Raw genomic sequence first — 20,820 nt, forward strand, 5'->3', positions numbered from 1 at the left:
TTTGTCTAGGAAATTCCATCTTCGAAAGGCCTCGACCTATTTCTGTGTAGCGACGCGCACCGGTTCTACACCCTCAACTGCGAAGAGCCCCGATACTTCACCGACCGGGCAGGTCTGCAGGCGGCCATGGGCGAATGGGCGATGGGCGTCATCGTCCGGTCTCTCGATGAGGCCGCGGCCTCCTCGGCGAAGGGCGAGGGCTCAGCCGCGGCGCAGGAGTCCCTGGCCGCGATGATCCGCGCATTCGTCACGCTCGCCGCGAATTCTCCGAACGTGTATCGCTTCTGCGACACCGCGGTCAACCGGTTCGCGCCCGAGGAGACCGGTGGTTTCTTCAATTCCGTTGCCGGGCAGCTGGCCGAACGCCTCGGCCTGAGCGGGGAGCAGGCTCGGCTGTGGTCGGCCGGAGCGATCGGTTTCGTGCGCGCCGCCACTGAGACGTGGCTGTCCCGACCGGACCGGCCCGAGGAATTCGCCACCACCATCACCCATTGGCTCTGGGCAACCCTGCCCGAACAACGAGGAGTAGAACAATGAAGCTGTCTCTTGACCCGAAAGCCATCAACGACGTCCTCGACGGACAGTGGGCAGAAGCTCGCCGACTCGGGCGGACCCTGGCCGAAGCGTCGTCGACCCATGACGATCCGGCCGATGATCTCGACACCGCACGGGCGAAGACCCTCGATGGGGTCATGATGATGGCCGAGACCGGACTGCCGATGACAGGGCTGTCACCGGAGATGGGCGGAAAGAACGAACACGCCACGAACGTCGCCGGGTTCGAAGAGACCGTGACCGCAAACCCCAGCCTCCAGATCAAGGCCGGCGTCCAGTTCGGACTCTTCGGCGGCGCGATCCTCCACCTCGGGAATAAGGAGCAGCATCAGAAATGGCTGCTCGACGCTCAGTCCGGCCGGCTGCTGGGTTCGTTCGCGATGACGGAGATCGGGCACGGCTCCGATGTGGCGAACGTGGCGACCACCGCCACCTACGATGAGGCAACCGAAGAGTTCGTCATCGAGACCCCCTTCCGGGCCGCAACGAAGGAGTACATCGGCAACGCCGCCCGCGATGCCAGGGCCGCCGTCGTCTTCGCGCAGCTGATCACCCAGGGTGTCAAGCACGGGGTGCATGCCTTCTTCGTGCCCGTCCGCGACGAGGCCGGTGATCCGATGCCGGGAGTCTCGATCGAAGACGACGGCTACAAGGGCGGGCTCAAGGGAGTCGACAATGGTCGCCTCGCCTTCGACTCCGTGCGGATCCCACGCACCAACCTGCTCAATCGCTATGGAGACGTCACCGCCGACGGCACGTACTCCTCCCCCATCGAATCGCCGGGACGCCGCTTCTTCACGATGCTCGGCACCCTGGTCCAGGGCCGGGTCTCGCTCGACGGCGCCTCCGTGGTCGCATCGAAGATCGCCCTCGACATCGCCGTGCGCTACGGTCTCGAACGCAAGCAGTTCACGGCCGGCGACGACTTCGCCGAGACGACTCTGCTCGACTACGGCCAGCATCAGCGTCGCCTCATGCCGGCCCTCGCCGCCGTCTATGCCTCGGCGTTCGCGCACGAGAAGCTGCTGACCTCCTTCGAAGAGGTCTTCGCCGGAGCCGATGACTCCGACGAGAACCGGGCTCTGCTCGAGACCCGGGCGGCTGCGTTCAAGGCCGACTCGACCTGGATGGCGCTCGACGTCATCCAGGAATGCCGTGAGGCCTGCGGCGGTGCCGGATTCATGGCGGAGAACCGCCTCGTGGGGCTGCGCGCCGACCTCGACGTCTACGTCACCTTCGAAGGCGACAATACGGTGCTGCTGCAGCTCGTGGCCAAGCGCCTCCTCGGCGACTATGCCAAGGACTTCGCGAACCTCGACGTCGGCGGAGCCGCCCGCTTCATCGGCACCCAGGCCGCCGAACATACGCTCTACCGCACCGGTCTGGCCAATGCCGGACGGGCGATCTCGGATGCGCTGACCCCGAACCTCGGCGACAAGCGGATCAGGTCGGGACGCCTGCAGCGGACCCTGCTCGAAACGCGTCTGGAGGTCATGGTCGCCGGAGTCGCTCAGGCGCTGCGGCCTGCGACGAAGATGCCGGCCGCGCAGGCGGCCGATCTGTTCAACGTCCACCAGCATGAGCTCATCGAGATGGCACGCGCCTATGTCGAGCTCGAGAAGTGGAAGGCGCTGGACGAGAAGATGAAGGAGCAGACCGACGCCGATCAGGCCAAGGCCTTCCGTCGTCTGCGTGACACCTACGGTCTCGGACTGATCGAGAAGCATATGGCCTGGCACCTCATGTACGGTCGCCTGCCGATGTCGCGTGCACGCCAGATCAACGAGACGCTGAACCGTCTGTGCCAGAAGCTCGCGGCCAACGCCCTCGACCTCGTCTCGGCATTCGGCTACTCGGATGTCCACCGTCGGGCCACCATCGCCTCCGGTGTCGAAGCCGAGCGTCAGGCCGAGGCCGCCGACTACTACCGCCGGGCGCGAGCTCGCCAGGACTTCCCAATCGACGAGAAGCAGCTGCGCAAGGCCGCGAAGAAGAAAGCGAAGGCCGCCGCACGGTGACCGCAGGCCCGTGATCCGGGCACACCAGAAGACCCCCGCAGCGAACGGTCTGCGGGGGTCTTCTGGTGCTTGGGGAGATTCGGGTCGCTGGCTGGCAGCGACGGTGCCCGCCGCCAGCCAGCCCCGACGGTCTCAGTCGGCGAGGAAGTCGGCGAGCACCGCGGAGATCTTCTCTGTCTCGGTGAGGAACCCGTCGTGGCCGACCGGGGAGTCGATGATGTGGTGTCGCACTCTCCCCGGCAGCGCCTCGGCGAGGATGCCCACCTGTTCCGGCGGGAACAGCCGATCCGAGGACACGGAGACCACGAGGTTGTCGGTGCAGGCGTCGGCCAGTGCGACCGTGAGGTCGGAGGAGCGACCTCGGCGCACATCATGGTCGCGCAGGGCACGTGTGAGCACGATATAGCTGTGCGGATCGAACCGTGCGGTGAGCTTCTTGGCCTGATGATCCAGGTACGAGGTCACCTCGTAGTAGTCCTCCGAACGCAGCCGACGGGAGAAGCGTTCATTGAGGTCGGCATCGTTGCGATACGTCAGGTGCGCGATCTGCCGGGCCAGTCCGAGACCATGACCAGGGAAGCTGCCGACGGCCGAATAGTCTCCGGAGTAGTAGTCGGCGTCAAGTTCGATCGCACGCTCCTGCATCATCGCCCAGGCGATCTGATCGGCTTCGCAGAAGGCCGGTGCGGCGATGACCGCACATTTGCGGACCTTCCGCTTGTCCAGCAGAGCGAACTCCAGCGCTCTGGCACCTCCCATGGATCCGCCGATGACGGCGACCCAGGAGTCGATGCCGAGGATCTGAGCGAGGTTGTGCTCCAGGCGTGCCATATCGCGGATCGAGACCCGAGGGAATCGGGAGCCGTAGGCCAGGCCGTCATCATAGGTCGACTGCGGCCCGGTCGTGCCCGAGCAGCCCCCGAGGGAGTTCGCGCACACCACGAAGTACTTGTCGGTGTCCACGGCCTCCCCGGGCCCGACGACACCCGCCCACCATTCGGTGACGCGGGTGTCGCCGGTCAGAGCGTGTTCGATGAGGATCGCATTGGACCGGTCGGCGTTGAGGGTGCCGAAGGTCTCATAGGCGATCTCGACCGTGCCGAAGGTGTGCCCCGAGTCCGTTCCGAAGCCCAGGATCCTTTCGACGGAGGTGCTCTGGGTGGTCATCTCAGGCCGCGGCCGACGCCTTCGCCGCTGCCGCTGCGAAGCCCTTGTCGAGGTCGCCGATGATGTCGTCGATGCCTTCGATTCCCACGGACAGACGCACCAGGGCAGGGTTGACTCCGGCGGCCTTCTGAGCTTCCTCGTCGAGCTGAGCGTGCGTGGTCGAAGCCGGGTGGATGACGAGCGAACGAACGTCACCGATGTTCGCCACCAGGGAGTGCAGTTCGAGGGCGTCGACGAAGGCCACAGCCGCGTCGTATCCGCCGGCGATGTCGAAGGCGAGCACCGAACCGACACCGTTGGGCAGGTACTTCTTGGCCAGATGGTTCCAGGGGCTCGACTCGAGTCCGGCGTAGGCGACGCGGTCGACCTGGCTGTGTGCCTCAAGGTAGGAAGCGACCTTGTTCGCATTCTCCACGTGGCGTTCGATGCGCAGGCTCAGGGTCTCGATGCCCTGGGCCAGCAGGAACGCGTTCGTCGGGCTGAGCGAGGGTCCGAGGTCGCGCAGGCCCTGCACGCGGGCCTTGAGTCCGAAGGACACGTTGGCTCCGAAGGGTCCGTCGGCGCCGAGGTCACGGGCGAAGACGAGTCCGTTGTAGGAAGCGTCGGGTTCGTTGAAGCCGGGGAACTTCTCCGGCTGTGCGCCGTAGTCGAAGTTGCCGCTGTCGACGAGGACTCCGGCAACGGAGTTGCCGTGGCCGCCGAGGTACTTCGTAGCGGAGTGGAGCACGACGTCGGCACCGAATTCGATCGGACGCACGAGGTAGGGGCTGGCGAGTGTGTTGTCGACGAAGAGCGGCACACCGGCTTTGTGGGCGATTCCGGAGATCGCCTCGATGTCGAGGATGTCCGAGCGCGGGTTCGACACGACCTCGCCGAAGAGGAGCTTCGTGTTGTCCTGGATCGCGCTCTTCCAGGCGGCGTGGTCGTCGACGTCGACGAAGGTGGTTTCGATGCCGAGCTTGCGCAGGGTGACATCGAAGAGGTTGACGGTTCCGCCGTAGAGGCTGGAGCTGGCCACGATGTGGTCACCGGCTCCGGCGACGTTCGTGATCGCGAGGAATGCCGCGGACTGGCCCGAGGCGGTGAGGACGGCGTGGACGCCGCCTTCGAGATCGGCGATGCGGTTCTCGACGACTTCGTTCGTCGGGTTCGTCAGGCGGCTGTAGACGGGGCCGACGTCGGTCAGCGCAAAGCGCGCCGCGGCGTGGTCGACGTCGTTGAACACGAACGAGGTGGTCTGGTGGATGGGCAGTGCGCGCGATCCGGTGACCGGGTCGGGTGCCTGTCCGGCATGGATCTGACGGGTTTCGAATGCCTGGGTCATGGTGACTCTCCTCTGTGAGTGCGGTGGCGGTGTCGCTGGTTGAGGCGATGTGATGTGTCTACTGTCATCGACTTCTCCGGCTTGCGTCCGCCTGTCTGTCATGTTGGCGTCATCATGTGTCATCTTTCGTCACACCCGGACGTGTTCGTGTGTCACACAGCGGCTCGTGTGTCACACCTGGCCGGCTGTCCGCCGCGGTCTGCCGCTGCCGGCGATGCCGGCGATGCCGAGGACACCGGAAATCTGGGGTCACCGGAAGTTCCGCGCCTTCGTCGGCAGCTGCACTTCGAGGGGGATGAGTTTGTGCGCGTAGAGGCTCACCACGTCTCCCCCGCGTTGGATGAGCCCGGTGACGACGAGTGCGTTGCGGGAGGTCGCGACCGTGCGGAAGCGCTTCATCAGCCCGGCGGTGGCCACCACATTGAGCATCCCGAATTCGTCTTCGAGGTTGATGAAGGTGATCCCCGAGGCGGTCGCCGGGCGCTGCCGGTGGGTGACGATCGCGGCCACCGTCATCCGGGTTCCGTCCGCGGCCGCCGCCGCATCCGCGGTCGATGAGTATCCGCGGGCGATCAGCGACTCGCGCAGGACCTCCGTGGGGTAGCCGTCGACGGTGATCCCGGTGGAGAAGAGTTCGGCCAGGGTCGTATCGAAGGCGTCCATGGCCGGCAGGGTCGGGGCCGAGTCCACGCTCGCCGTTCCCGGCAGCAGTCCCGGATGGGCACCGGCGACTCCCCCGGCCAGCCACAGCGCCTGCCGTCGGTCGAGGTCGAATCCGGACAGGGCTCCGGCTGTGGCGAGGGATTCCAGGGCCTGTTTGCCGATTCCGGTGCGTTCGGCCAAGTCCGCCACCGAGGTGAACGGCGCGTTGTCGCGTTCGGTCTCGATCACCTCGGCGAAGGAGCCGACATGCGCGACGGTGTCCAGTCCCAAGCGGATCCCCAGCTCCTCCGCCGAGGCGGTGCCCCCGTCCCCGGCCCCCGCCTCGGTGATGGTGTGCCCCGGTTCTCCGGGTTCGACCCGTTCGAGGTCCGTGGCCGCTTGGGACCGGTGGATGTCGACGGGCAGGATCGGCACTTGGTGCCGGCGGGCGTCGGCGATGAGGGACTGCGGGGAGTAGAAGCCCATCGGCTGGCTGCGCAGCAGTCCGGCGGTGAAGGCCGCGTGGTGGTGGTATTTGAACCAGGCGGACTGATAGACGAGGTTCGCGAAGCTGATGGCATGCGATTCGGGGAATCCGTAGTTCGCGAAGGCGGCGATGGTGGAGAAGATCGTCTCGGCGGTGTCCTCGTCCACTCCACGGCCCATGGCTCCGGTGCGGAACTTCTCGGCGAGTTCGGCCATCCGCTTCTCCGACCGACGTGAGCCCATGGCCTGTCGCAGCCGGTCGGCATCGGCCCCGGTGAACCCCCCGACGTCGATGGCCATCTGCATGAGCTGCTCTTGGAACAGGGGAACCCCGCAGGTCTTGGCCAGGGACTTCTCGAGCAGCGGGTGGAGGTATTCGACCTCGTCGAGGCCCTGCCGTCTGCGGATATAAGGGTGGACGGAGCCGCCTTGGATCGGTCCCGGTCGGATGAGAGCGACTTGAACGGCCAGGTCGTAGAACGTCGTCGGTCGCAGTCGGGGCAGAGTGGCCAGCTGAGCACGGGATTCGACTTGGAAGACCCCGATCGCATCGGCTCGGCAGAGCATCTCGTAGACGGCTGCGTCGTCGTCATCGATCTCCGCTCGGTCGATGAGGACCCCGGTGTGGCGGTGGACGAGGCCGACCATCTCGTGCAGGGCGGTGAGCATGCCCAGACCGAGCAGATCGAACTTGACCAGGTCCATGGCCGCGCAGTCGTCCTTGTCCCATTGGACGACGGTGCGGTGGCCCATCGTCGCCTTCTCGATCGGCACGACTTCGCCGATGGCACGGTCGGCCAGGATCATCCCACCGGAGTGGATGCCCAGATGGCGCGGTGAGCCGAGCAGATCCTCGGCGACCTTGAGCACCGGGGCGGGCACCGGGGAGTCCTCGGCATCGGGCAGGCTCGACCACCGGTTGCTCGACTTCGAGAACGCATCCTGCTGGCCGGGGGCGTAGCCGAGGCTGAAAGCGGCGTCCCGGATGGCCGATTTCGCCCGGTAGGTGATGACATTGGCGACCTGGGCGGCGCGGTCGCGGCCGAAGTGGTCGTAGACGTATTGGATGACCTCTTCGCGGCGGCCGGATTCGATGTCGATGTCGATGTCCGGGTACCCCTTGCGGTCCGGGGACAGGAACCGGTCGAAGAGCAGTCCGTGTTTGACGGCGTCGACGGCGGTGATGCCCAGGACGTAGCAGACCGCGGAGTTCGCCGCCGATCCCCGCCCTTGGCAGAAGATGCCCATATGGCGGCAGAATTCGGTGATGTCGAAGACGATGAGGAAGTATCCGCAGAATCCCAGCTGCGCGATCATGTCCATCTCCCGGTCCAGCTGCTCCCAGGCTTGGGGGTTCTCGGCTCTCGTTCCGTAGCGATGCCGGCCGCGTTCGGCGATGAGGCCGCGCAGATAGGTCTCCCCTTCGGTCTCATCGGGCATCGGAGCCTTCGGCAGGTCGGGTCGGGCCGAGGAGAGGACGAAGGAGCAGTCCCGACCGATCCGCGCCGCATTGTCCAGAGCCTGCCGCGGGAAGCGTGCGAGCATCTCCTCGCCGGTGTGGATGCGTGCGCTCGCCGTCGCCGGCAGCCACCCGGCCAGTTCATCGAGCGAGAGCCGCGACCGCACCGAGGCCCTCACCTGCGCGGACTTCCATTGGGCGCGAGTGGCGAAGTGGACGGCGTTGCTGGCCACGATCGGCAGTCCCGTCCGCTGGGCCAGATCGCCGAGGTGGCGCAGCCTCTCGTCGTCATCCGGGGTTCCGTCCCGGCTGAGTTCGACGGCGACCCGGTCGGGTCCGAAGAGTGCGGTGAGTTCGCGCAGAGCGCTGAGCCCGCCGTCGTCGTCGCCCAACGCTCGTCGCAGCGGTCCTTTGCGGCAGCCGGTCAGTATCATCCAGTCTCCGTCCTCGGCCGCGAGTTCGGCGAGGTCGAAGAGCGGACGGTTCTTCTCACCGCGCAGGTTCGCCTCGGTGATGATCTGAGAGAGCTGGTGGTAGCCCTCGACGCTGCGGGCGAGGACGAGCAGGTGGGTGGCATCGGGGTCGGTCTGGCCGGGGATCTTCTCGGTCAACCCCACGGACAGTTCGGAGCCGAACACGGTGTCCAGCCCCACCTCGGCGGCGGCATGGGCGAAGCGGACGGCACCGTAGAGCCCGTTGTGGTCGGTCAGCGCCAGGGAGCTCAGCCCGGCGGCGGCACCGGCGGCGACGAGCTCCTCGGGGTCGGAGGCTCCGTCGAGGAAGCTGAACTGGGAATGCACATGCAGCTCCGCCCAGTCCACGCTGCTCTGACGCAGCAGCGGTCCGAGGTTCGGTCCCTGAGCGCTGCCGGCGCCTGTCGGGCCCTGATAGCGGCCGCGTCCGTCCGAACCGCCGGGGCCGACCGAGACCTGGTAGCGGTCGGGACGGGAGAACGCCGGGGCATCGGAGCCGTCGGCGTGCTTGTCGACAGGCTGTTTTCCTGCCGGGTTCTCGCCAGCAGGCTGTTTGTCCGCCGGGGAGGACGGGGTGTCCTTGCCTTCGAGGCGGCGCGCCAGCTTCGACCACGGTGTGCGCGGGTTCGAGAATCCCATCGGGTCTCCTCCTCTCAGGTGGGGTCGTTGGTCAGCAGGTTGCCGGTCAGCGGTAACGGCCGGTGAGGTACCACTGACCGTGCTCTTTGCTCAGCAGGAAGGCACGGCCGGCATCGGTGACCACCTGCAGCCGGGTGCGGTAGACGGCTCGGTTCGGATCCCACCATCCGGATTCGATGGGCCAGGAACCGGAGTAGTCGGTGATGGCCTCGGTCTGCCCGGTGGGGAATCTGATCGTCGCCGGCACCGCCCCCAGCCCCGAGGGGCGAGCCTCCACCGGTGAGCCGTCCGCGGCGAGCACGTCGACGGCGGAGTGCTCGACGGTCGTCGGACGGGGTGCGTGCAGGGCCCCGGGCCAGGGTGCGGCAGGGCTGCGTTCGGGGACGGCCGCCTGCTGCCACGGGGTCCACAGGTTCGTCTCGGCGGGGTCCCACCCGCCCTGGAGGCCCGGAACCAGGACGGCATCGGGACCGAACAGCCCCTGCAGACGCTCGAGCGTATGGGTGATCTGCCCGGTGTTCTCGTCGAACAGACTGCGCGTGGCACCGATCGGGGTGGTCAGTTCGGCTGCGATGAGACGCAGCGCGATGATGCCGTCGTCGGAGAAGTCCTCGGCGTCGGGAGCCGGCTCGTCGACGATGTCGAGTGCCTGCGGGTCGGGCTGTGCCGTGCGGGGATCCTGTCCCGGACGAGAACCCCGGCCCACTCCTGCCAGCCAGCCTTCGGCCTGCCACCGCAGACGGTCGGCGATCGCGTTCTCCTGCATGTCCTCGATCCGCCAGGTCCGGGACGAGGACTGGCCGGCTGCGGCATCGAGTTCGATCGTGATCTGGGTGCAGACCAGCCCCTGTCTGCGCACCTTGGCCAGCAGATCGGCACCGAGCTGGCGGGCGAGGAAGCCGAGGGTGTCGCTGCGGGTCGTCGGGGCATCGAGATCGAGTTCGACGTCGAGCTGTTCGCCGCGGACATGATCGGCGAGCGGGGCTCCTGCCCGCCCGGAGGCCAGCTCGTGCAGATGTCGACCGAAGGCACCGAAGCGTGCGTTCACGTCTGTGGTCTGCAGGCGAGCGAGGTCACCGAGGGTGCGCAGCCCCAGCTGCCAGAAGACCTCGATCAGCGCGGTCGCCTCGGCGCCGGCGTATTCCAGGGTGGTGATCGGCTGGGCGGAGAGGAAGTCCACGGTCTGCCCGGGTTCGACCCGGCGCGCCTGCCCGGCGGCGAGGACCGCGGCGAAGACGGTGCCGGCGATTCCGGGGAAGAACTCCCACCCTGTGTCATCGACGAGAGCCGAGACCAGTGTCTCGACGGCATCGGCTTCGTCGGTGTAGCCGTGCCTGAGCGAGTCAAGAGGAATCGCCAATGTTCCCGGGCTGAGCAGGGTGAACCGGGCGACGAGGTTGTCGAGGGCACCGACCCCGGCACTGAAATGTCGGTTGTCCGCCTCTTCGTCCCAGACCGCGACGCGGGCTTCCGGGCAGCGGTATCCCACGGCGCGTTTGTTGTTCCCGGCGGTGATGCCGGCGGAACGGGCCGGAGCATTGGCTGCGATGACCTTGCCGGCGTGGAGGACCGCGACAGGGCGGCCCGGTGCGATGTCGTGTTCGACCGCAGCGGCCACCGCCGGCCAGTCGGGCACGGTGAGCACGAGGGTGCGGCCGGACTCATCCGACATGGCTGATCACCTGCCGCAGCTGTGTGATCGTCGACCACCGAGGATCGTCGGCTGTATCCGTTCCCGGGTCTGTCCCCATGTCCGGATCCGTGTCCATGTCCGGATCTGTGTCCGGGCTTGTGGCCGGGGCAGTGTGTGCTTCGGCTGCAGCGTTCGCAGTCCCCGCGGGGACGCCGCCTGTCACGACTTCCAGCGTCCCTGCGGGGACGCTGGCGGGAGTTCCCGACGGTCCGGGCAGCAGGAACCGGTGGCTTCCCGTCTGCGACCGGGCACGCACGAGGCAGGACTGCAGGCGTCCGCGGCCGTGTTCGGCACCCGACCAGCGGGTGTCGGCGATCTCGATCTGCTCTGTGCTGCCGGACATGGGACGGAGGCTGATGAGGCTCATCCGCCGTTCGCGGATCTTCGCCAGGAGTCGGGCCCGTTCCGAAGCGCTCGGGGCGAAGCCGGGGTCGACGAGGACGATGTCGAAGGATTCGATGAGGATCGAAGCCACCCGCAGCCAGTCCTCGCCGGGGGTCGCGAGGTTGACGAAATGGTCGAGGTCGACGCCGAGGTCGGCGATCGAGGACACGGCCGGTTCGCCGAGCCCGATGCCGGCGCACCACTTCTGCTCCCGGGTCGCCGCAGCGATCGTCGCCAGACCGCAGCTCAGCGACAGCTCACCGGTGACGGTGACGAGTTCGCCGCGCGGCAGACCGCCGCGCCGGAACAGCGGAGAGAGCACAGGATCCACCGGATGGGGTGGGATCTTATCGAACAGCGCCGCAGCCGTGGAGATCCCCGTCTCCCGACTGAGCTGTTCGATGACCGGTGCTGCTGACATGACATCCATTATCGAACTGGTGTTCTAAATTGGCAAGATTCAGACAACAGCTCTGCCCTCCCGGGCGTGTCGCCATTCGGCTTCGAACATCCATGCGATACAGAGGCCGAGGTCAAAGCCGTAACCGCCGCCGACGGTGCCGGGATCGGCCGCTTCCGTGATCTTCTTGACCTGGGCGACGCGAACCGCTGTATTGAACATCATCCGCCCCCTCGCTCGACTCTCCAGAGGAAGCAGCTGGGAACCGTCGGGCAGGGAGAAGGCAAAGGCAGCGGGACCGCGCATCGCTCCGGCGAAGTCCGCTCCGGTGCGTTCGATGCGCAGCTGATATTTGTGCACCACGGTGTGATGTCGGCGACAGAGCAGGATGAGATTGTCAATATCGGTCCTCCCGCCCTGCGACCAGGGGCGGATATGGTGAGCCTCGCATCGCCTGCGGGCTCGGCAGCCGGGGAATTGGCAGCAGACATCACGCACACTCAGCGCCATTCGCTGTCGCCTGCTCACCAGACGCTTCGAGCGCCCGAGCATGAGGACGTCGCCTCCGGCGTCCTTGATCGCCCCGCTGATCAGCGCCTCACAGCTCAGGCGCTCCGCCGTCGCCGCGGTGATGCCGCCGAACCCTTCGATCCGACAGGTCGTATCCGCCCGGCAGGTCGCCTCCGCCCGTCCGCCCGACGTCCCCGCGGGGACGTTTCCCTCGGCTCCTGCCGGACGGTCCGACCCAATCCCCTCTTCCGCCGGACCGTCCGGTTCGCCTTTCGTCCCCGCGGGGACGCCGGTGTCGGCTGCTGGCCTTGCGGGGATACTGAGCAGAGGGGGCTTGAACGCGGACGCGGCTTCCACCGTGGCGCCGCTGCGAGTGATCACCTCGGCGGAGGCATGGACGAGCAGTCGGGCACGATCGGCGTCGATCGAACCCGCGGGTTCGGCACGGGGGAAGGCGTGGATGATCTCCATCAGGCACATGACCTGGGAGACCGGCTCATAAGGAGGCTCGTCCTCTTTACCACCTTCGCCCGCAGCCCCCTCCTCATCGGAACTGCCGTCATGGACGGGACGTTCGAGAACCTGGCGGGCGGCGTCGAGCATCGCGGCGACCTCTGCGGCATCGTCTTCTTCGAGTTCGATCGTGATCCGGGTCCGACCGGGTGCCACCTGACGCATGCTCACACTGTCCTCAGCCAGGTACAGCGGGAACGGGCCGTTGTCGATCTTGTCGGCCAGCTGCTGGTAGTTCTGCGAGATCCGGCTGATCTGGCTGCCGGTGGCAAGGGTGGCCAGACGCAGCGCCTCATCGTCGCCGATCCGCTCCCCCAGTCGGGTCACTTCCCTCACCTTTGAGAAGCTGACATCACCGCCCGCCAGACTCTTCTTCACCTTCGGCATCTCCCGCAGCGCCCTCATCACGCGCACATACTCGCGAGCCGTGTGCATGCTCACCGACGCCACATGCATCACCCACTCGGTCAGGGTCTTCACACCGACCCACTCCGCCCACAGTCCCCGCCTCTCGACCTCGTCGATGAGGGTGATCACGCGAGCGTGGCAGAAGGAGATGCATGAGATGTTGCGCCGGATATCCGTCACGATCTGCTCACAGGTGAGGGTGCTGGGGTCCACGTCGGCGTCAGCCCCTCCATAGTCCTTCGGATCGACACTCAGCCCTGCGAGGTCGGCCGCCTCCGCTGCAATCGGCTCATCGTCTCTCATGGTGCTCCCCTCCCGCGGCCCGTCGGCCCTCCGATCCGGCGATCCCCATGACCACCAACCGTGCCTCCACTCTAGGATTCGGCACTGACACGAGAATTCGAGCGAAGGCAATCGTCAGAAATGAATCACCGCTGAGGTTCGATTGATTTTCGTTTCTGCGGTGACCGAGCCTGATCACGTGTGTCCCGAAGATTGCCGAACTGGCTCTTGCCTGCCATGTCAGTGCCGACGGGTAGGGTGACGTCATGACTGACGAACCCCGCACCCGCGAGGCGGCCACGCGTGATTCCTATGATGCGATCGCCCGGACCTACACGGACTGGGTCGCCGATGAGCTCACTGCGAAACCTCATGACCGAGCCGTGCTCGGGGCGTTCTCCGAGCTCGTCCTCGGCACCGGCTCGGCGGAGGTCCTCGATATCGGCTGCGGGCCCGGTCGCATCACCACGTTCCTCGGCGCCCTCGGGCTGGAACCGCGCGGACTCGACCTCTCCCCTGCCATGATCGAACTCGCGAAGGGCCTCTATCCGACGCATCAGTTCGATGTCGGGTCGATGACCGCTCTGCCCTATGCCGATGAGTCCTTCTCCGGTCTCGTCGCCTGGTACTCGATCATCCACGTCCCCGGGGACGCGCTTGCCCTCGCCTTCGCCGAGGCGGCCCGTGTCCTCCGTCCGGGCGGCTGGTTCCAGCTGGCGTTTCAGCTCGGCGGCCGGGTCGATCACTTCTCCGATCTCGCCGGCTTCGACGTCGACCTCGACTTCCACCGCCGTTCGATCGATGACGTTCTCACCGCCCTCGAACCGCATGGTTTCACCCCTGCCGCCCGTCTCGAACGAGAACCCGACCGGGCCGGCCGCTTCCCGGAGGCGACCAGGCAGGGCTACGTCCTCGTTCGCCGGGACGGCCGATGAGGTCCTTCCCTGGAAGGAGGTGAGAAGATGAGAGGGATATGAATATCGACATCGTCTTCCACACTCCCGAGATCCCCGGCAACACCGGAAACGCCATCCGGCTCGCCGCGGTCACCGGAGCCCATCTCCATCTCGTCGAGCCCCTCGGCTTCGACCTCTCCGACGCGAAGCTGCGCCGAGCCGGTCTCGACTACCACGACCTCGCTCATGTCACCGTCCATCCATCGATCGATGAGTTGTGGAGCCGCCTCGGTGAGCGTCGGGTGATCGCGTTCAGCACGCAGACGGACAATTCCTTCGCCGAGGTGGAGTACCAGGACGGAGACGTCCTCCTCTTCGGACGCGAGTCGACGGGACTGCCCGATGAGGTCGTCACCGACGACCATGTGGATATGACGGTGCGGATCCCGATGCTGCCGGCACGCCGTTCGCTCAACCTGGCGAATTCGGCATCCATCGCCATCTACGAAGCCTGGCGCCAACACGGCTACACGGGCGCCTGAACCCGCGTAGAATTCTTCGCGAACGCTTTACCTGAAAGGACCACTATGACCGCAAAGGTGCTCACCGTCGCCGGATCCGATGTCTCCGGAGGAGCCGGACTCGAAGCCGATCTGAAGATGTTCGACGAATACGGTGCCTTCGGCACTGCCGTCGTCACCTGCATCGTCACTTTCGATCCCAATGACGGATTCGCCCACGTCCTCGAATTCATCGAACCCGAGGTCGTCAACCGCCAGCTCGAGTCGACGTTGGCCGTGCACGAATTCACCGCCATCAAGTCCGGAATGCTCGGCTCCGTCGACTCGGCACTGGTCCTCGCCGAAGAGCTGAAGACCAATGATCTGCCGTACGTCTTCGATCCTGTGCTCGTGTGCAAGGGCGCAGGCACCATGGTCGATCTCAAGGATCTCTTCGTCGAGAACCTCGTGCCCCTGGCCACCGTCGTCACCCCGAATCTCGAAGAGGCCGCCACTCTGGCCGGGGTCGACCCCATCGACTCCGTCGAGGGCATGACCGAGGCCGCGAAGATCATCCATGGGCAGGGCGCGAAGAACGTCGTCGTCAAGGGCGGGGCGCGCCTCGCCGGGGACGATGCCATCGACATCCTCTTCGACGGTGAGACCGTGACGACTCTGCGCTCGCGCAAGGTCAATGACAAGCTCGTCAACGGGGCAGGCTGCTCGTTCGCCTCCTCGATCGCGGCGGGCATCGCCACCGGTCTGGACATCAAGGACGCCGTCGTCTCCGCAAAGGAGAAGGTCGCACACGGAATCGCGAACTGCCTCGACAATGCCACCGGAGTCGCCTCGCTCTACCACCCGGCGTCACGGGTGAGCCCCTCCTCCGAGGTCTCAGTCACCGTCGACTGATCATGGCCGTGCTGTGACTGGTTGCGTCCCCGCGGGGACGCAACCAGTCACAGTCGGGACGTCGCATCAGAGCCAGTCGACCTGCAGACAGCAGATTGCCCCGCACACCGATTCGGTGTGCGGGGCAATCTGTATGAAGCTGTTGGGAGAACGCCCGAGATCAGCGCTTGCCGAAGCCCTTGTAGCGGTCCTTGAACTTCTCCACGCGGCCGGCGGAGTCGAGGATGCGCTGCTTGCCCGTGTAGAACGGGTGTGAAGCGGACGAGATCTCGACGTCGATCACGGGGTAGGTGTTGCCGTCTTCCCACTCGATGGTCTTGTCGCTCTTAGCGGTGGAGCGGGTGAGGAACTTGGTGCCGGAAGCCAGATCGTTGAACACGATCGGGGCGTATTCCGGGTGGATGTCCTTCTTCATTTTCTTACCTCTGCTGAATTCTTTCAGGCGCCTGATATGAGTTGAACTCATCTGCCAGTGCCCGAATTCGTCTGCTGGACACGCTCCGAACCGTAGGAACCGGACACGGAGCGACATTCGATTCTAACTGATGAGCCCGGACAAAGCGATTCGACACGGATCTCCTAAACTGTGGCCATGACCACGAAGCAACGACTCTCCGCTCAGTTCACTCTCCAGCCCGCCGCCACCGCTCCGGAGCTCATGGCCGAATCGACGGCCGCCGCCCTGTCGACGGTCTCCGGCGAGGTCGACGTCTTCGCCATCGATCCCCAGATCGCGGACACTGCGGCTCTCCTCGATGCCACGGATCTGCCCCCGGCCACCTCGGCGAACTGCGTCCTCGTTGCCGGTTCCCGCGGCGGTGAGGAGCGCATCGCCGCATGCATGGTGCTGGCGAACACCCGCGCCGACGTCAACAAACGGGTCAAGAAACTCCTCGATGTCCGCAAGGCCTCGTTCCTGCCGCTCGAGCGGGCCGTAGACGAATCCGGGATGGAGTACGGCGGCATCGGGCCGATCGGCTTGCCGGAGAACTACCGGGTGCTCATCGATTCCCGCGTCGCCGCGGCCGAGGAGCTCATCATCGGTTCCGGTATCCGCGGTTCCAAGCTGATTCTCTCCGGTTCCGCACTCGCGTCCCTGCCCGGCGCCGAGGTGATCGAGGACCTGGCCACCGAGATCGGCTGACCGAGTCGCTCGGTCCGGCATCGACAGTCGGTCCAGCACCGCCTGTCGGTCCGATGCTCCCCGTCTGCCGAGCGCCGTCGGTCAGTTCAGTCCCGCACGCTCGATGACGTAGTCGATGAGTGGGGCGTAGAGGTTCGGGACGACGTCATCGTCGAGCGGGATGGTCGCTTCGATCTGACCCTGCGCCTCTGCGACGAAGAGCGCCGGATCGTTGCAGTCGGCGTAGCCGATGGACCGCAATCCCCTGCTCGACGCGGCTCCGGCCCACCCGTGGTCGGCAACGACGAGGTCTGGGGCGTTGCCGCCGCGGGCTGCGAAATCGTCGAGCAGCGCATGCATCGGTTCGGCCAGGTGCGTGTGCGGACTTCCGCCGTGCAGGTGCCAGGTCCACACGTTGTTGATCTGTCGGACGTCCCCGCCGATCTCCGGGACCGGGATGAAGTGATCACGGGTGTCGATGACGGCGCCGGCGTCCTTTGCTGCGGCGGCAATTGCCATATGCACGGGCAGAAGCCCTGCGGGGTGGCCGGTGGCGAAGAGGATCCGGCCTCGGGCGTGCGCGACCTCGCCGACCGCCTCGGCGAGCTTCTCGAGCGCGTCGATGCAGGCATCGGTGGAGATCGTGTCCACGCCCTCGACGAACTCGGGATCGGGCCGCAGGCCGCAGCGCTCAACCATGAGCGCGAACACCGAGTCATAGTCCCAGTCATGGGTGAGTTCGACACCGAAGTCGAACTGCCGCTCCTGGTCGAGGAACCGGTGGATGTGAGAGAGGTTGTTCTCCCTGGGGGTGCCAACCTCTCCGGTGATCCGTCCGGCTTCAAGAGCATGGGCTAGGGTGCTGCGGTCCACTGGGGTCCTCTCCGTCATGACTGCGGGAATGATCACTGTCTTTCCGAGACGATCATACGGATGATGAGCGCGATCATCAGTTCCGTCTCGGAAGGTTCACTCATCGCGACCAGCAGCGTCATCGCTGCCAGCGCATTGTTGTCGACTCGCCTGTTGCCATCGGGGTCGATCAGCGCGCCGTTGCGGTCAAGGAAGGTGACGAACAGCGCCGCGGCGCTGCGCTTTTGTTGCCGTCGGAGAGGGGGTGGTCTTTGACGACGAAGTAGAGCAAGTGGGCCGCCTTCTCTTCGACGGTCGGATAGAGTTCGTGGTCTCCGAACCCCTGATAGATCGCCCCGATGACAGCCCCTAGAGCATCGCCTCGTTCCCTCCCCAGCTATTTATCGTCGGGAAATGCCAATGACAGTCCGCCGATGATTCTGCGTGCTTCTTCCAGGGTCAATTCCCATCCAGGCACGGAACTCGATTTCGACGACAAGTTTCCTTCGTCATAGTCTCTGAGCATGGTGAGACTTGGCAGGTACGTTGACAGTACGTCGGCACCCCCCCCCGCAACCGATTCGTCCTGCGACCTCGTCAGCACGCTGACAATCTTTCCCAATTCTGACAACCGCCGTTGGTTGACGGCGGCTCCTTCGATCGCATAGCGATGAAGGACATCGTTTGCCCAACGGCGAAATCGCACTCCTTCCGACGACTTCACTCGAAATCCCACCGACAGGACCATGTCGAGACTGTAGTGTTCAACCATACGTGTGACGGTTCGGGCGCCTTCTTTTTGAACTGTCGCAAATTTTGCGACAGTTGGCTCACCGTCGAGTTCCTCCCGCAGAGCGTTGTTGATATGTTTGCCGATCGTCTTCACATCACGTCCGAACAGATGCGAAAGCTGATGCCGTGTCAGCCAAACGGTATCGGAATCAGTGCCCACCTCGAGCGCGGTGTCACCGTCAGCGGTCGTATACAGCTCAATCGAATTGCTTATAAGGACACGTTAGAGTGCGCTGATGACACAATTCGCTCGTCCTGCAGGGCGAAGCAGGTGACCGCCGAGGCGGCCGCAACGTTGAGGGAGTCCACTCCCCCGCTCATGGGGATCATCACGGTCGAGTCGCAGGCGGCGATCGTCGATCTCTTCAGTCCGTCGCCTTCGGTGCCGAAGACGACAGCGGTGCGCTCGGGTGCGGTGGCGGCGAACTCGCGCAGGCTCACCGAATCATCATCGAGCGCCAGAGCCGCCACATGGAATCCGGCGTCCTGGAGCTCAGCGATCCCGGCGGGCCAGGACTCGACGCGGGTCCATGGGACTTGGAAGACCGTGCCCATCGACACGCGGATCGACCGGCGGTAGAGCGGATCGGCACAGCGCGGGGTCACGAGCACGGCATCGGCGCCGAATGCTGCCGCAGAGCGGAAGATGGCACCGACGTTCGTATGATCGACGATGTCCTCGATGACGACGAGGCGCCTGGCATCGGCGATCAGGGAGGCGACCGTGGCAAGGACAGGTCGGGCCATCGCGGCCAGCGCACCTCGGTGGAGGTGGAATCCGGTCAGTGTTTCGACCGCGGAATCCGTGCCGATGAAGATCGGCACATCGCTTTCAGAGATGATGTCGGCCAAGTCGAACAGCCATTTCGGGCTGGTCAGGAACGACCGGGGCGGCATTCCGACGGCATGAGCGCGGCGGATGATCTTCGAGGATTCGGCGATGAACAGCCCCTCGGCCGGTTCGCGCACGCTGCGCAGGGCGACATCGGTCAGCTGCGTATAGTCGCGCATCTCATCCAAGCCGCCGACGGCCAGATCTGCTTCGTCGAAGAAGCGCAGACGTTCGACGGCGATCCCGAGTTCAGCGGACCGGTCGATGATCTGCTGCCGAGTCATGGGAGCCTTGGCCGGAGTATTCACAGCGCACTTCCGTTCACAGTGTGAGGATCCTCCAGATCGCCACGAGGCCGAGGGCCACGATCACGGCGCGCAGCAGCACCGGCGAGAACTTCCGCCCGATACGGGCGCCGTAGTACCCGCCGATGAGGGAGCCGATGGCGATGCAGACGACGGCGATCCAGTTGATCCGGTCGTGGCCGACGATGATGTACGTGCTCGCCGAAACCGTATTGACGACGAGGACGAGGACGTTCTTCAGCCCATTGAGTCGCTGCAGATCATCGGGCAGCAGCAGACCGAGCAGGGCGATGAGGATGATGCCCTGGGCGGCCGCGAAGTAGCCGCCGTAGATTGCGGTGAGGAAGACGACGGTGAGCACGGCGATGTACCGGCCGGTGGACAGGCGATCCCCCGCCGAGGCGGCCCGATGTTCGACCCCGGAGGCCTCGGCACGGCGCAGGGACCGGCTCTTCAGGTAGCGGGAGAGATACGGCTGCCCCACGACCATGATCAGAGCCACGACGAGGAGGACCGGCACGATCGTCTCGAACGCGTCCTCGGGCAGGTGCAGCAGCAGATACGCCCCGGTCAGAGACCCGAGCAGAGAGGCGGGAACGAATCCGAGGATCCGCTTCCACTGCCCCCGCAGCTCTTCACGGTATCCGAACGAGGAGGCGATGTTGCCGGGGATGAGCCCCACCGCGTTGCTCATCGTCGACACCACCGGCGGTACTCCGAAGGCGACGAGCGCCGGGAAGGTGATGAGCGTTCCGGAGCCGACGACGGCGTTGATGCCTCCCGCAGCGATTCCGGCGACGATGACCAGGAGGATCTGCCACGGCTCAAGGCTCAGATTCGCCAGGAACTCCATGCTCAGAGGGCGGAACGTGCGTGGTAGCGCTGACCGTCCCGGGTGAGCTTGACGTCGATGCCGAAGGTCGCCGCAAGGTTCTCCGCCGTCAGGGTCTCCTCGATCGGACCAGCGGCCAGATCGGTGCCCTCGGACAGCAGGAGCACATGCGTGATGCCCTCCGGGATCTCCTCGACATGATGGGTGACCATGATCGTGGCGGGCGCCCATTTCGACGAGAGGATCTCCGAGAGCGCACCGAGCAGCTCCTCACGCCCGCCGAAGTCGAGTCCGGAGGCCGGCTCGTCGAGCAGCAGCAGCTCCGGGTCGGTCATGAGCGCACGCGCGATCTGCACTCGCTTGCGTTCACCCTCGGACAGTGTGCCGAAGGTGCGATCGGCTAGATGTGTGATGTGGAACGCGGCCAGCAGATCGCGGGCGCGGTCGATGTCGTCCTGCTCGTATTCCTCCACCCAGCGTCCGGTGACGCCGTACGCGGCGGTGAGCACGGTGTCGAGGACCGCTTCTGAACTGGGAATTCGGTTGGCCAGAATCGTCGAAGCATAGCCGATGCGCGGCCGCAGTTCGAACACGTCGACGCGCCCGAGCTGCTCCTCGAGGATGCTGACGGTCCCCTTCGTCGGATGCATACGACCGGCCGCGAGTTCGAGCAGCGTCGTCTTGCCCGCACCGTTGGGTCCGAGCACCGCCCAGTGCTCGCCTTCGGCGACGGTCAGCGAGAAATCATCGAGGAGGAAATTGGTCCCCCGGCGCACGGACACAGAATCCAGATTCAGGACTTCACTCATATCCTCAGACTCTA

At 65.6% G+C, this 20,820-nt stretch carries 19 protein-coding genes; 6 read left to right on the forward strand and 13 right to left on the reverse strand.

Annotated features, from left to right (window positions below):
• Positions 1-126: 126 nt before the first annotated feature.
• On the forward strand, positions 127-537 hold the full coding sequence (locus tag CXR29_RS09080) for a TetR/AcrR family transcriptional regulator (protein ID WP_206516198.1): 411 nt from the start codon (positions 127-129) through the stop codon (positions 535-537).
• The gene (locus CXR29_RS09085) at positions 534-2,573 is read left to right on the forward strand and encodes an acyl-CoA dehydrogenase family protein (protein ID WP_127364366.1); all 2,040 of its coding nucleotides are present in this window, start codon (positions 534-536) and stop codon (positions 2,571-2,573) included. The genes CXR29_RS09080 and CXR29_RS09085 overlap by 4 nt, the downstream gene beginning before the upstream one ends.
• 132 nt (positions 2,574-2,705) lie before the next feature.
• On the opposite strand, the gene metX is transcribed toward CXR29_RS09085, so the two are convergent.
• The 6 genes from metX to CXR29_RS09115 all read right to left on the reverse strand — a co-directional run bounded on the left by metX (position 2,706) and on the right by CXR29_RS09115 (position 12,974).
• A complete protein-coding gene (gene metX / locus CXR29_RS09090) occupies positions 2,706-3,740 on the reverse strand; it encodes a homoserine O-acetyltransferase MetX (RefSeq protein WP_127364367.1) in 1,035 nt (344 codons plus the stop codon).
• 1 nt (position 3,741) lies between these two features.
• The gene (locus CXR29_RS09095) at positions 3,742-5,064 is read right to left on the reverse strand and encodes an O-acetylhomoserine aminocarboxypropyltransferase/cysteine synthase family protein (RefSeq protein ID WP_127364368.1); all 1,323 of its coding nucleotides are present in this window, start codon (positions 5,062-5,064) and stop codon (positions 3,742-3,744) included.
• Between the two features lie 249 nt (positions 5,065-5,313).
• Positions 5,314-8,763, reverse strand: coding sequence for an error-prone DNA polymerase (locus CXR29_RS09100; RefSeq protein ID WP_127364369.1), 3,450 nt, complete (start codon positions 8,761-8,763; stop codon positions 5,314-5,316).
• Positions 8,764-8,809: 46 nt separating this feature from the next.
• A complete protein-coding gene (locus CXR29_RS09105) occupies positions 8,810-10,435 on the reverse strand; it encodes a DNA polymerase Y family protein (protein ID WP_101555992.1) in 1,626 nt (541 codons plus the stop codon).
• On the reverse strand, positions 10,425-11,261 hold the full coding sequence (locus CXR29_RS09110; RefSeq protein ID WP_241241392.1) for a DNA recombination/repair protein RecA: 837 nt from the start codon (positions 11,259-11,261) through the stop codon (positions 10,425-10,427). The genes CXR29_RS09105 and CXR29_RS09110 overlap by 11 nt, the downstream gene beginning before the upstream one ends.
• Positions 11,262-11,300: 39 nt before the next feature.
• Positions 11,301-12,974 carry an HNH endonuclease signature motif containing protein gene (locus CXR29_RS09115; RefSeq protein ID WP_127364370.1) on the reverse strand — a complete coding sequence of 558 codons (1,674 nt, stop codon included), beginning with the start codon at positions 12,972-12,974 and terminating at the stop codon, positions 11,301-11,303.
• Positions 12,975-13,219: 245 nt separating this feature from the next.
• On the opposite strand from CXR29_RS09115, the gene CXR29_RS09120 reads away from it, so the two are divergent.
• The 3 genes from CXR29_RS09120 to CXR29_RS09130 are packed head-to-tail and all read left to right on the forward strand — an operon-like array spanning position 13,220 to position 15,261.
• Positions 13,220-13,888 (forward strand): class I SAM-dependent DNA methyltransferase, encoded by a 669-nt coding sequence (locus CXR29_RS09120; protein WP_127364371.1) that lies wholly within the window; start codon positions 13,220-13,222, stop codon positions 13,886-13,888.
• 38 nt (positions 13,889-13,926) lie between these two features.
• Positions 13,927-14,391 (forward strand): tRNA (cytidine(34)-2'-O)-methyltransferase, encoded by a 465-nt coding sequence (locus tag CXR29_RS09125; protein WP_127364372.1) that lies wholly within the window; start codon positions 13,927-13,929, stop codon positions 14,389-14,391.
• Positions 14,392-14,436: 45 nt separating this feature from the next.
• Entirely contained in the window at positions 14,437-15,261 is an 825-nt protein-coding gene (locus CXR29_RS09130) for a PfkB family carbohydrate kinase (protein ID WP_127364373.1), read from the forward strand.
• A gap of 160 nt (positions 15,262-15,421) precedes the next feature.
• On the opposite strand, the gene CXR29_RS09135 is transcribed toward CXR29_RS09130, so the two are convergent.
• Positions 15,422-15,676: a type B 50S ribosomal protein L31 gene (locus CXR29_RS09135; protein WP_009375892.1), complete on the reverse strand. Its 255-nt coding sequence runs from the start codon at positions 15,674-15,676 to the stop codon at positions 15,422-15,424.
• A 177-nt stretch (positions 15,677-15,853) separates the two neighbouring features.
• Here CXR29_RS09135 and CXR29_RS09140 point away from each other — a divergent pair, with 177 nt between their 5' ends.
• Entirely contained in the window at positions 15,854-16,405 is a 552-nt protein-coding gene (locus CXR29_RS09140) for a YbaK/EbsC family protein (protein ID WP_025778405.1), read from the forward strand.
• Positions 16,406-16,486: 81 nt separating this feature from the next.
• Here CXR29_RS09140 and CXR29_RS09145 read toward each other — a convergent pair whose 3' ends face one another.
• The 6 genes from CXR29_RS09145 to CXR29_RS09165 form a co-directional block, all read right to left on the reverse strand.
• Complete coding sequence (locus tag CXR29_RS09145; RefSeq protein ID WP_241241393.1) at positions 16,487-17,257, reverse strand: phosphatase; 771 nt, start codon at positions 17,255-17,257, stop codon at positions 16,487-16,489.
• 169 nt (positions 17,258-17,426) lie between these two features.
• On the reverse strand, positions 17,427-17,633 hold the full coding sequence (locus tag CXR29_RS17925; protein ID WP_206516279.1) for a Fic family protein: 207 nt from the start codon (positions 17,631-17,633) through the stop codon (positions 17,427-17,429).
• Complete coding sequence (gene rhuM, locus CXR29_RS17480; protein ID WP_206516199.1) at positions 17,634-18,188, reverse strand: RhuM family protein; 555 nt, start codon at positions 18,186-18,188, stop codon at positions 17,634-17,636.
• 50 nt (positions 18,189-18,238) lie between these two features.
• Complete coding sequence (locus tag CXR29_RS09155; protein ID WP_101553536.1) at positions 18,239-19,144, reverse strand: TrmH family RNA methyltransferase; 906 nt, start codon at positions 19,142-19,144, stop codon at positions 18,239-18,241.
• A 37-nt stretch (positions 19,145-19,181) separates the two neighbouring features.
• On the reverse strand, positions 19,182-20,018 hold the full coding sequence (locus CXR29_RS09160; protein ID WP_025778408.1) for a sulfite exporter TauE/SafE family protein: 837 nt from the start codon (positions 20,016-20,018) through the stop codon (positions 19,182-19,184).
• Positions 20,019-20,020: 2 nt separating this feature from the next.
• The gene (locus CXR29_RS09165; protein ID WP_025778409.1) at positions 20,021-20,806 is read right to left on the reverse strand and encodes an ABC transporter ATP-binding protein; all 786 of its coding nucleotides are present in this window, start codon (positions 20,804-20,806) and stop codon (positions 20,021-20,023) included.
• Positions 20,807-20,820 lie beyond the last annotated feature (14 nt).

Source organism: Brevibacterium linens, assembly GCF_003999335.1.
GTDB lineage: Bacteria > Actinomycetota > Actinomycetes > Actinomycetales > Brevibacteriaceae > Brevibacterium > Brevibacterium linens.

What these genes read in the sequence shown, in the direction of transcription:
- CXR29_RS09080 (WP_206516198.1), top strand. Translation starts at nt 127, where the DNA reads ATGGGCGAATGGGCGATGGGCGTCATCGTCCGGTCTCTCGATGAGGCC.
- CXR29_RS09085 (WP_127364366.1), top strand. Translation starts at nt 534, where the DNA reads ATGAAGCTGTCTCTTGACCCGAAAGCCATCAACGACGTCCTCGACGGA.
- metX (WP_127364367.1), bottom strand. Translation starts at nt 3,740, where the DNA reads ATGACCACCCAGAGCACCTCCGTCGAAAGGATCCTGGGCTTCGGAACG.
- CXR29_RS09095 (WP_127364368.1), bottom strand. Translation starts at nt 5,064, where the DNA reads ATGACCCAGGCATTCGAAACCCGTCAGATCCATGCCGGACAGGCACCC.
- CXR29_RS09100 (WP_127364369.1), bottom strand. Translation starts at nt 8,763, where the DNA reads ATGGGATTCTCGAACCCGCGCACACCGTGGTCGAAGCTGGCGCGCCGC.
- CXR29_RS09105 (WP_101555992.1), bottom strand. Translation starts at nt 10,435, where the DNA reads ATGTCGGATGAGTCCGGCCGCACCCTCGTGCTCACCGTGCCCGACTGG.
- CXR29_RS09110 (WP_241241392.1), bottom strand. Translation starts at nt 11,261, where the DNA reads ATGTCAGCAGCACCGGTCATCGAACAGCTCAGTCGGGAGACGGGGATC.
- CXR29_RS09115 (WP_127364370.1), bottom strand. Translation starts at nt 12,974, where the DNA reads ATGAGAGACGATGAGCCGATTGCAGCGGAGGCGGCCGACCTCGCAGGG.
- CXR29_RS09120 (WP_127364371.1), top strand. Translation starts at nt 13,220, where the DNA reads ATGACTGACGAACCCCGCACCCGCGAGGCGGCCACGCGTGATTCCTAT.
- CXR29_RS09125 (WP_127364372.1), top strand. Translation starts at nt 13,927, where the DNA reads ATGAATATCGACATCGTCTTCCACACTCCCGAGATCCCCGGCAACACC.
- CXR29_RS09130 (WP_127364373.1), top strand. Translation starts at nt 14,437, where the DNA reads ATGACCGCAAAGGTGCTCACCGTCGCCGGATCCGATGTCTCCGGAGGA.
- CXR29_RS09135 (WP_009375892.1), bottom strand. Translation starts at nt 15,676, where the DNA reads ATGAAGAAGGACATCCACCCGGAATACGCCCCGATCGTGTTCAACGAT.
- CXR29_RS09140 (WP_025778405.1), top strand. Translation starts at nt 15,854, where the DNA reads ATGACCACGAAGCAACGACTCTCCGCTCAGTTCACTCTCCAGCCCGCC.
- CXR29_RS09155 (WP_101553536.1), bottom strand. Translation starts at nt 19,144, where the DNA reads ATGACTCGGCAGCAGATCATCGACCGGTCCGCTGAACTCGGGATCGCC.
- CXR29_RS09160 (WP_025778408.1), bottom strand. Translation starts at nt 20,018, where the DNA reads ATGGAGTTCCTGGCGAATCTGAGCCTTGAGCCGTGGCAGATCCTCCTG.
- CXR29_RS09165 (WP_025778409.1), bottom strand. Translation starts at nt 20,806, where the DNA reads ATGAGTGAAGTCCTGAATCTGGATTCTGTGTCCGTGCGCCGGGGGACC.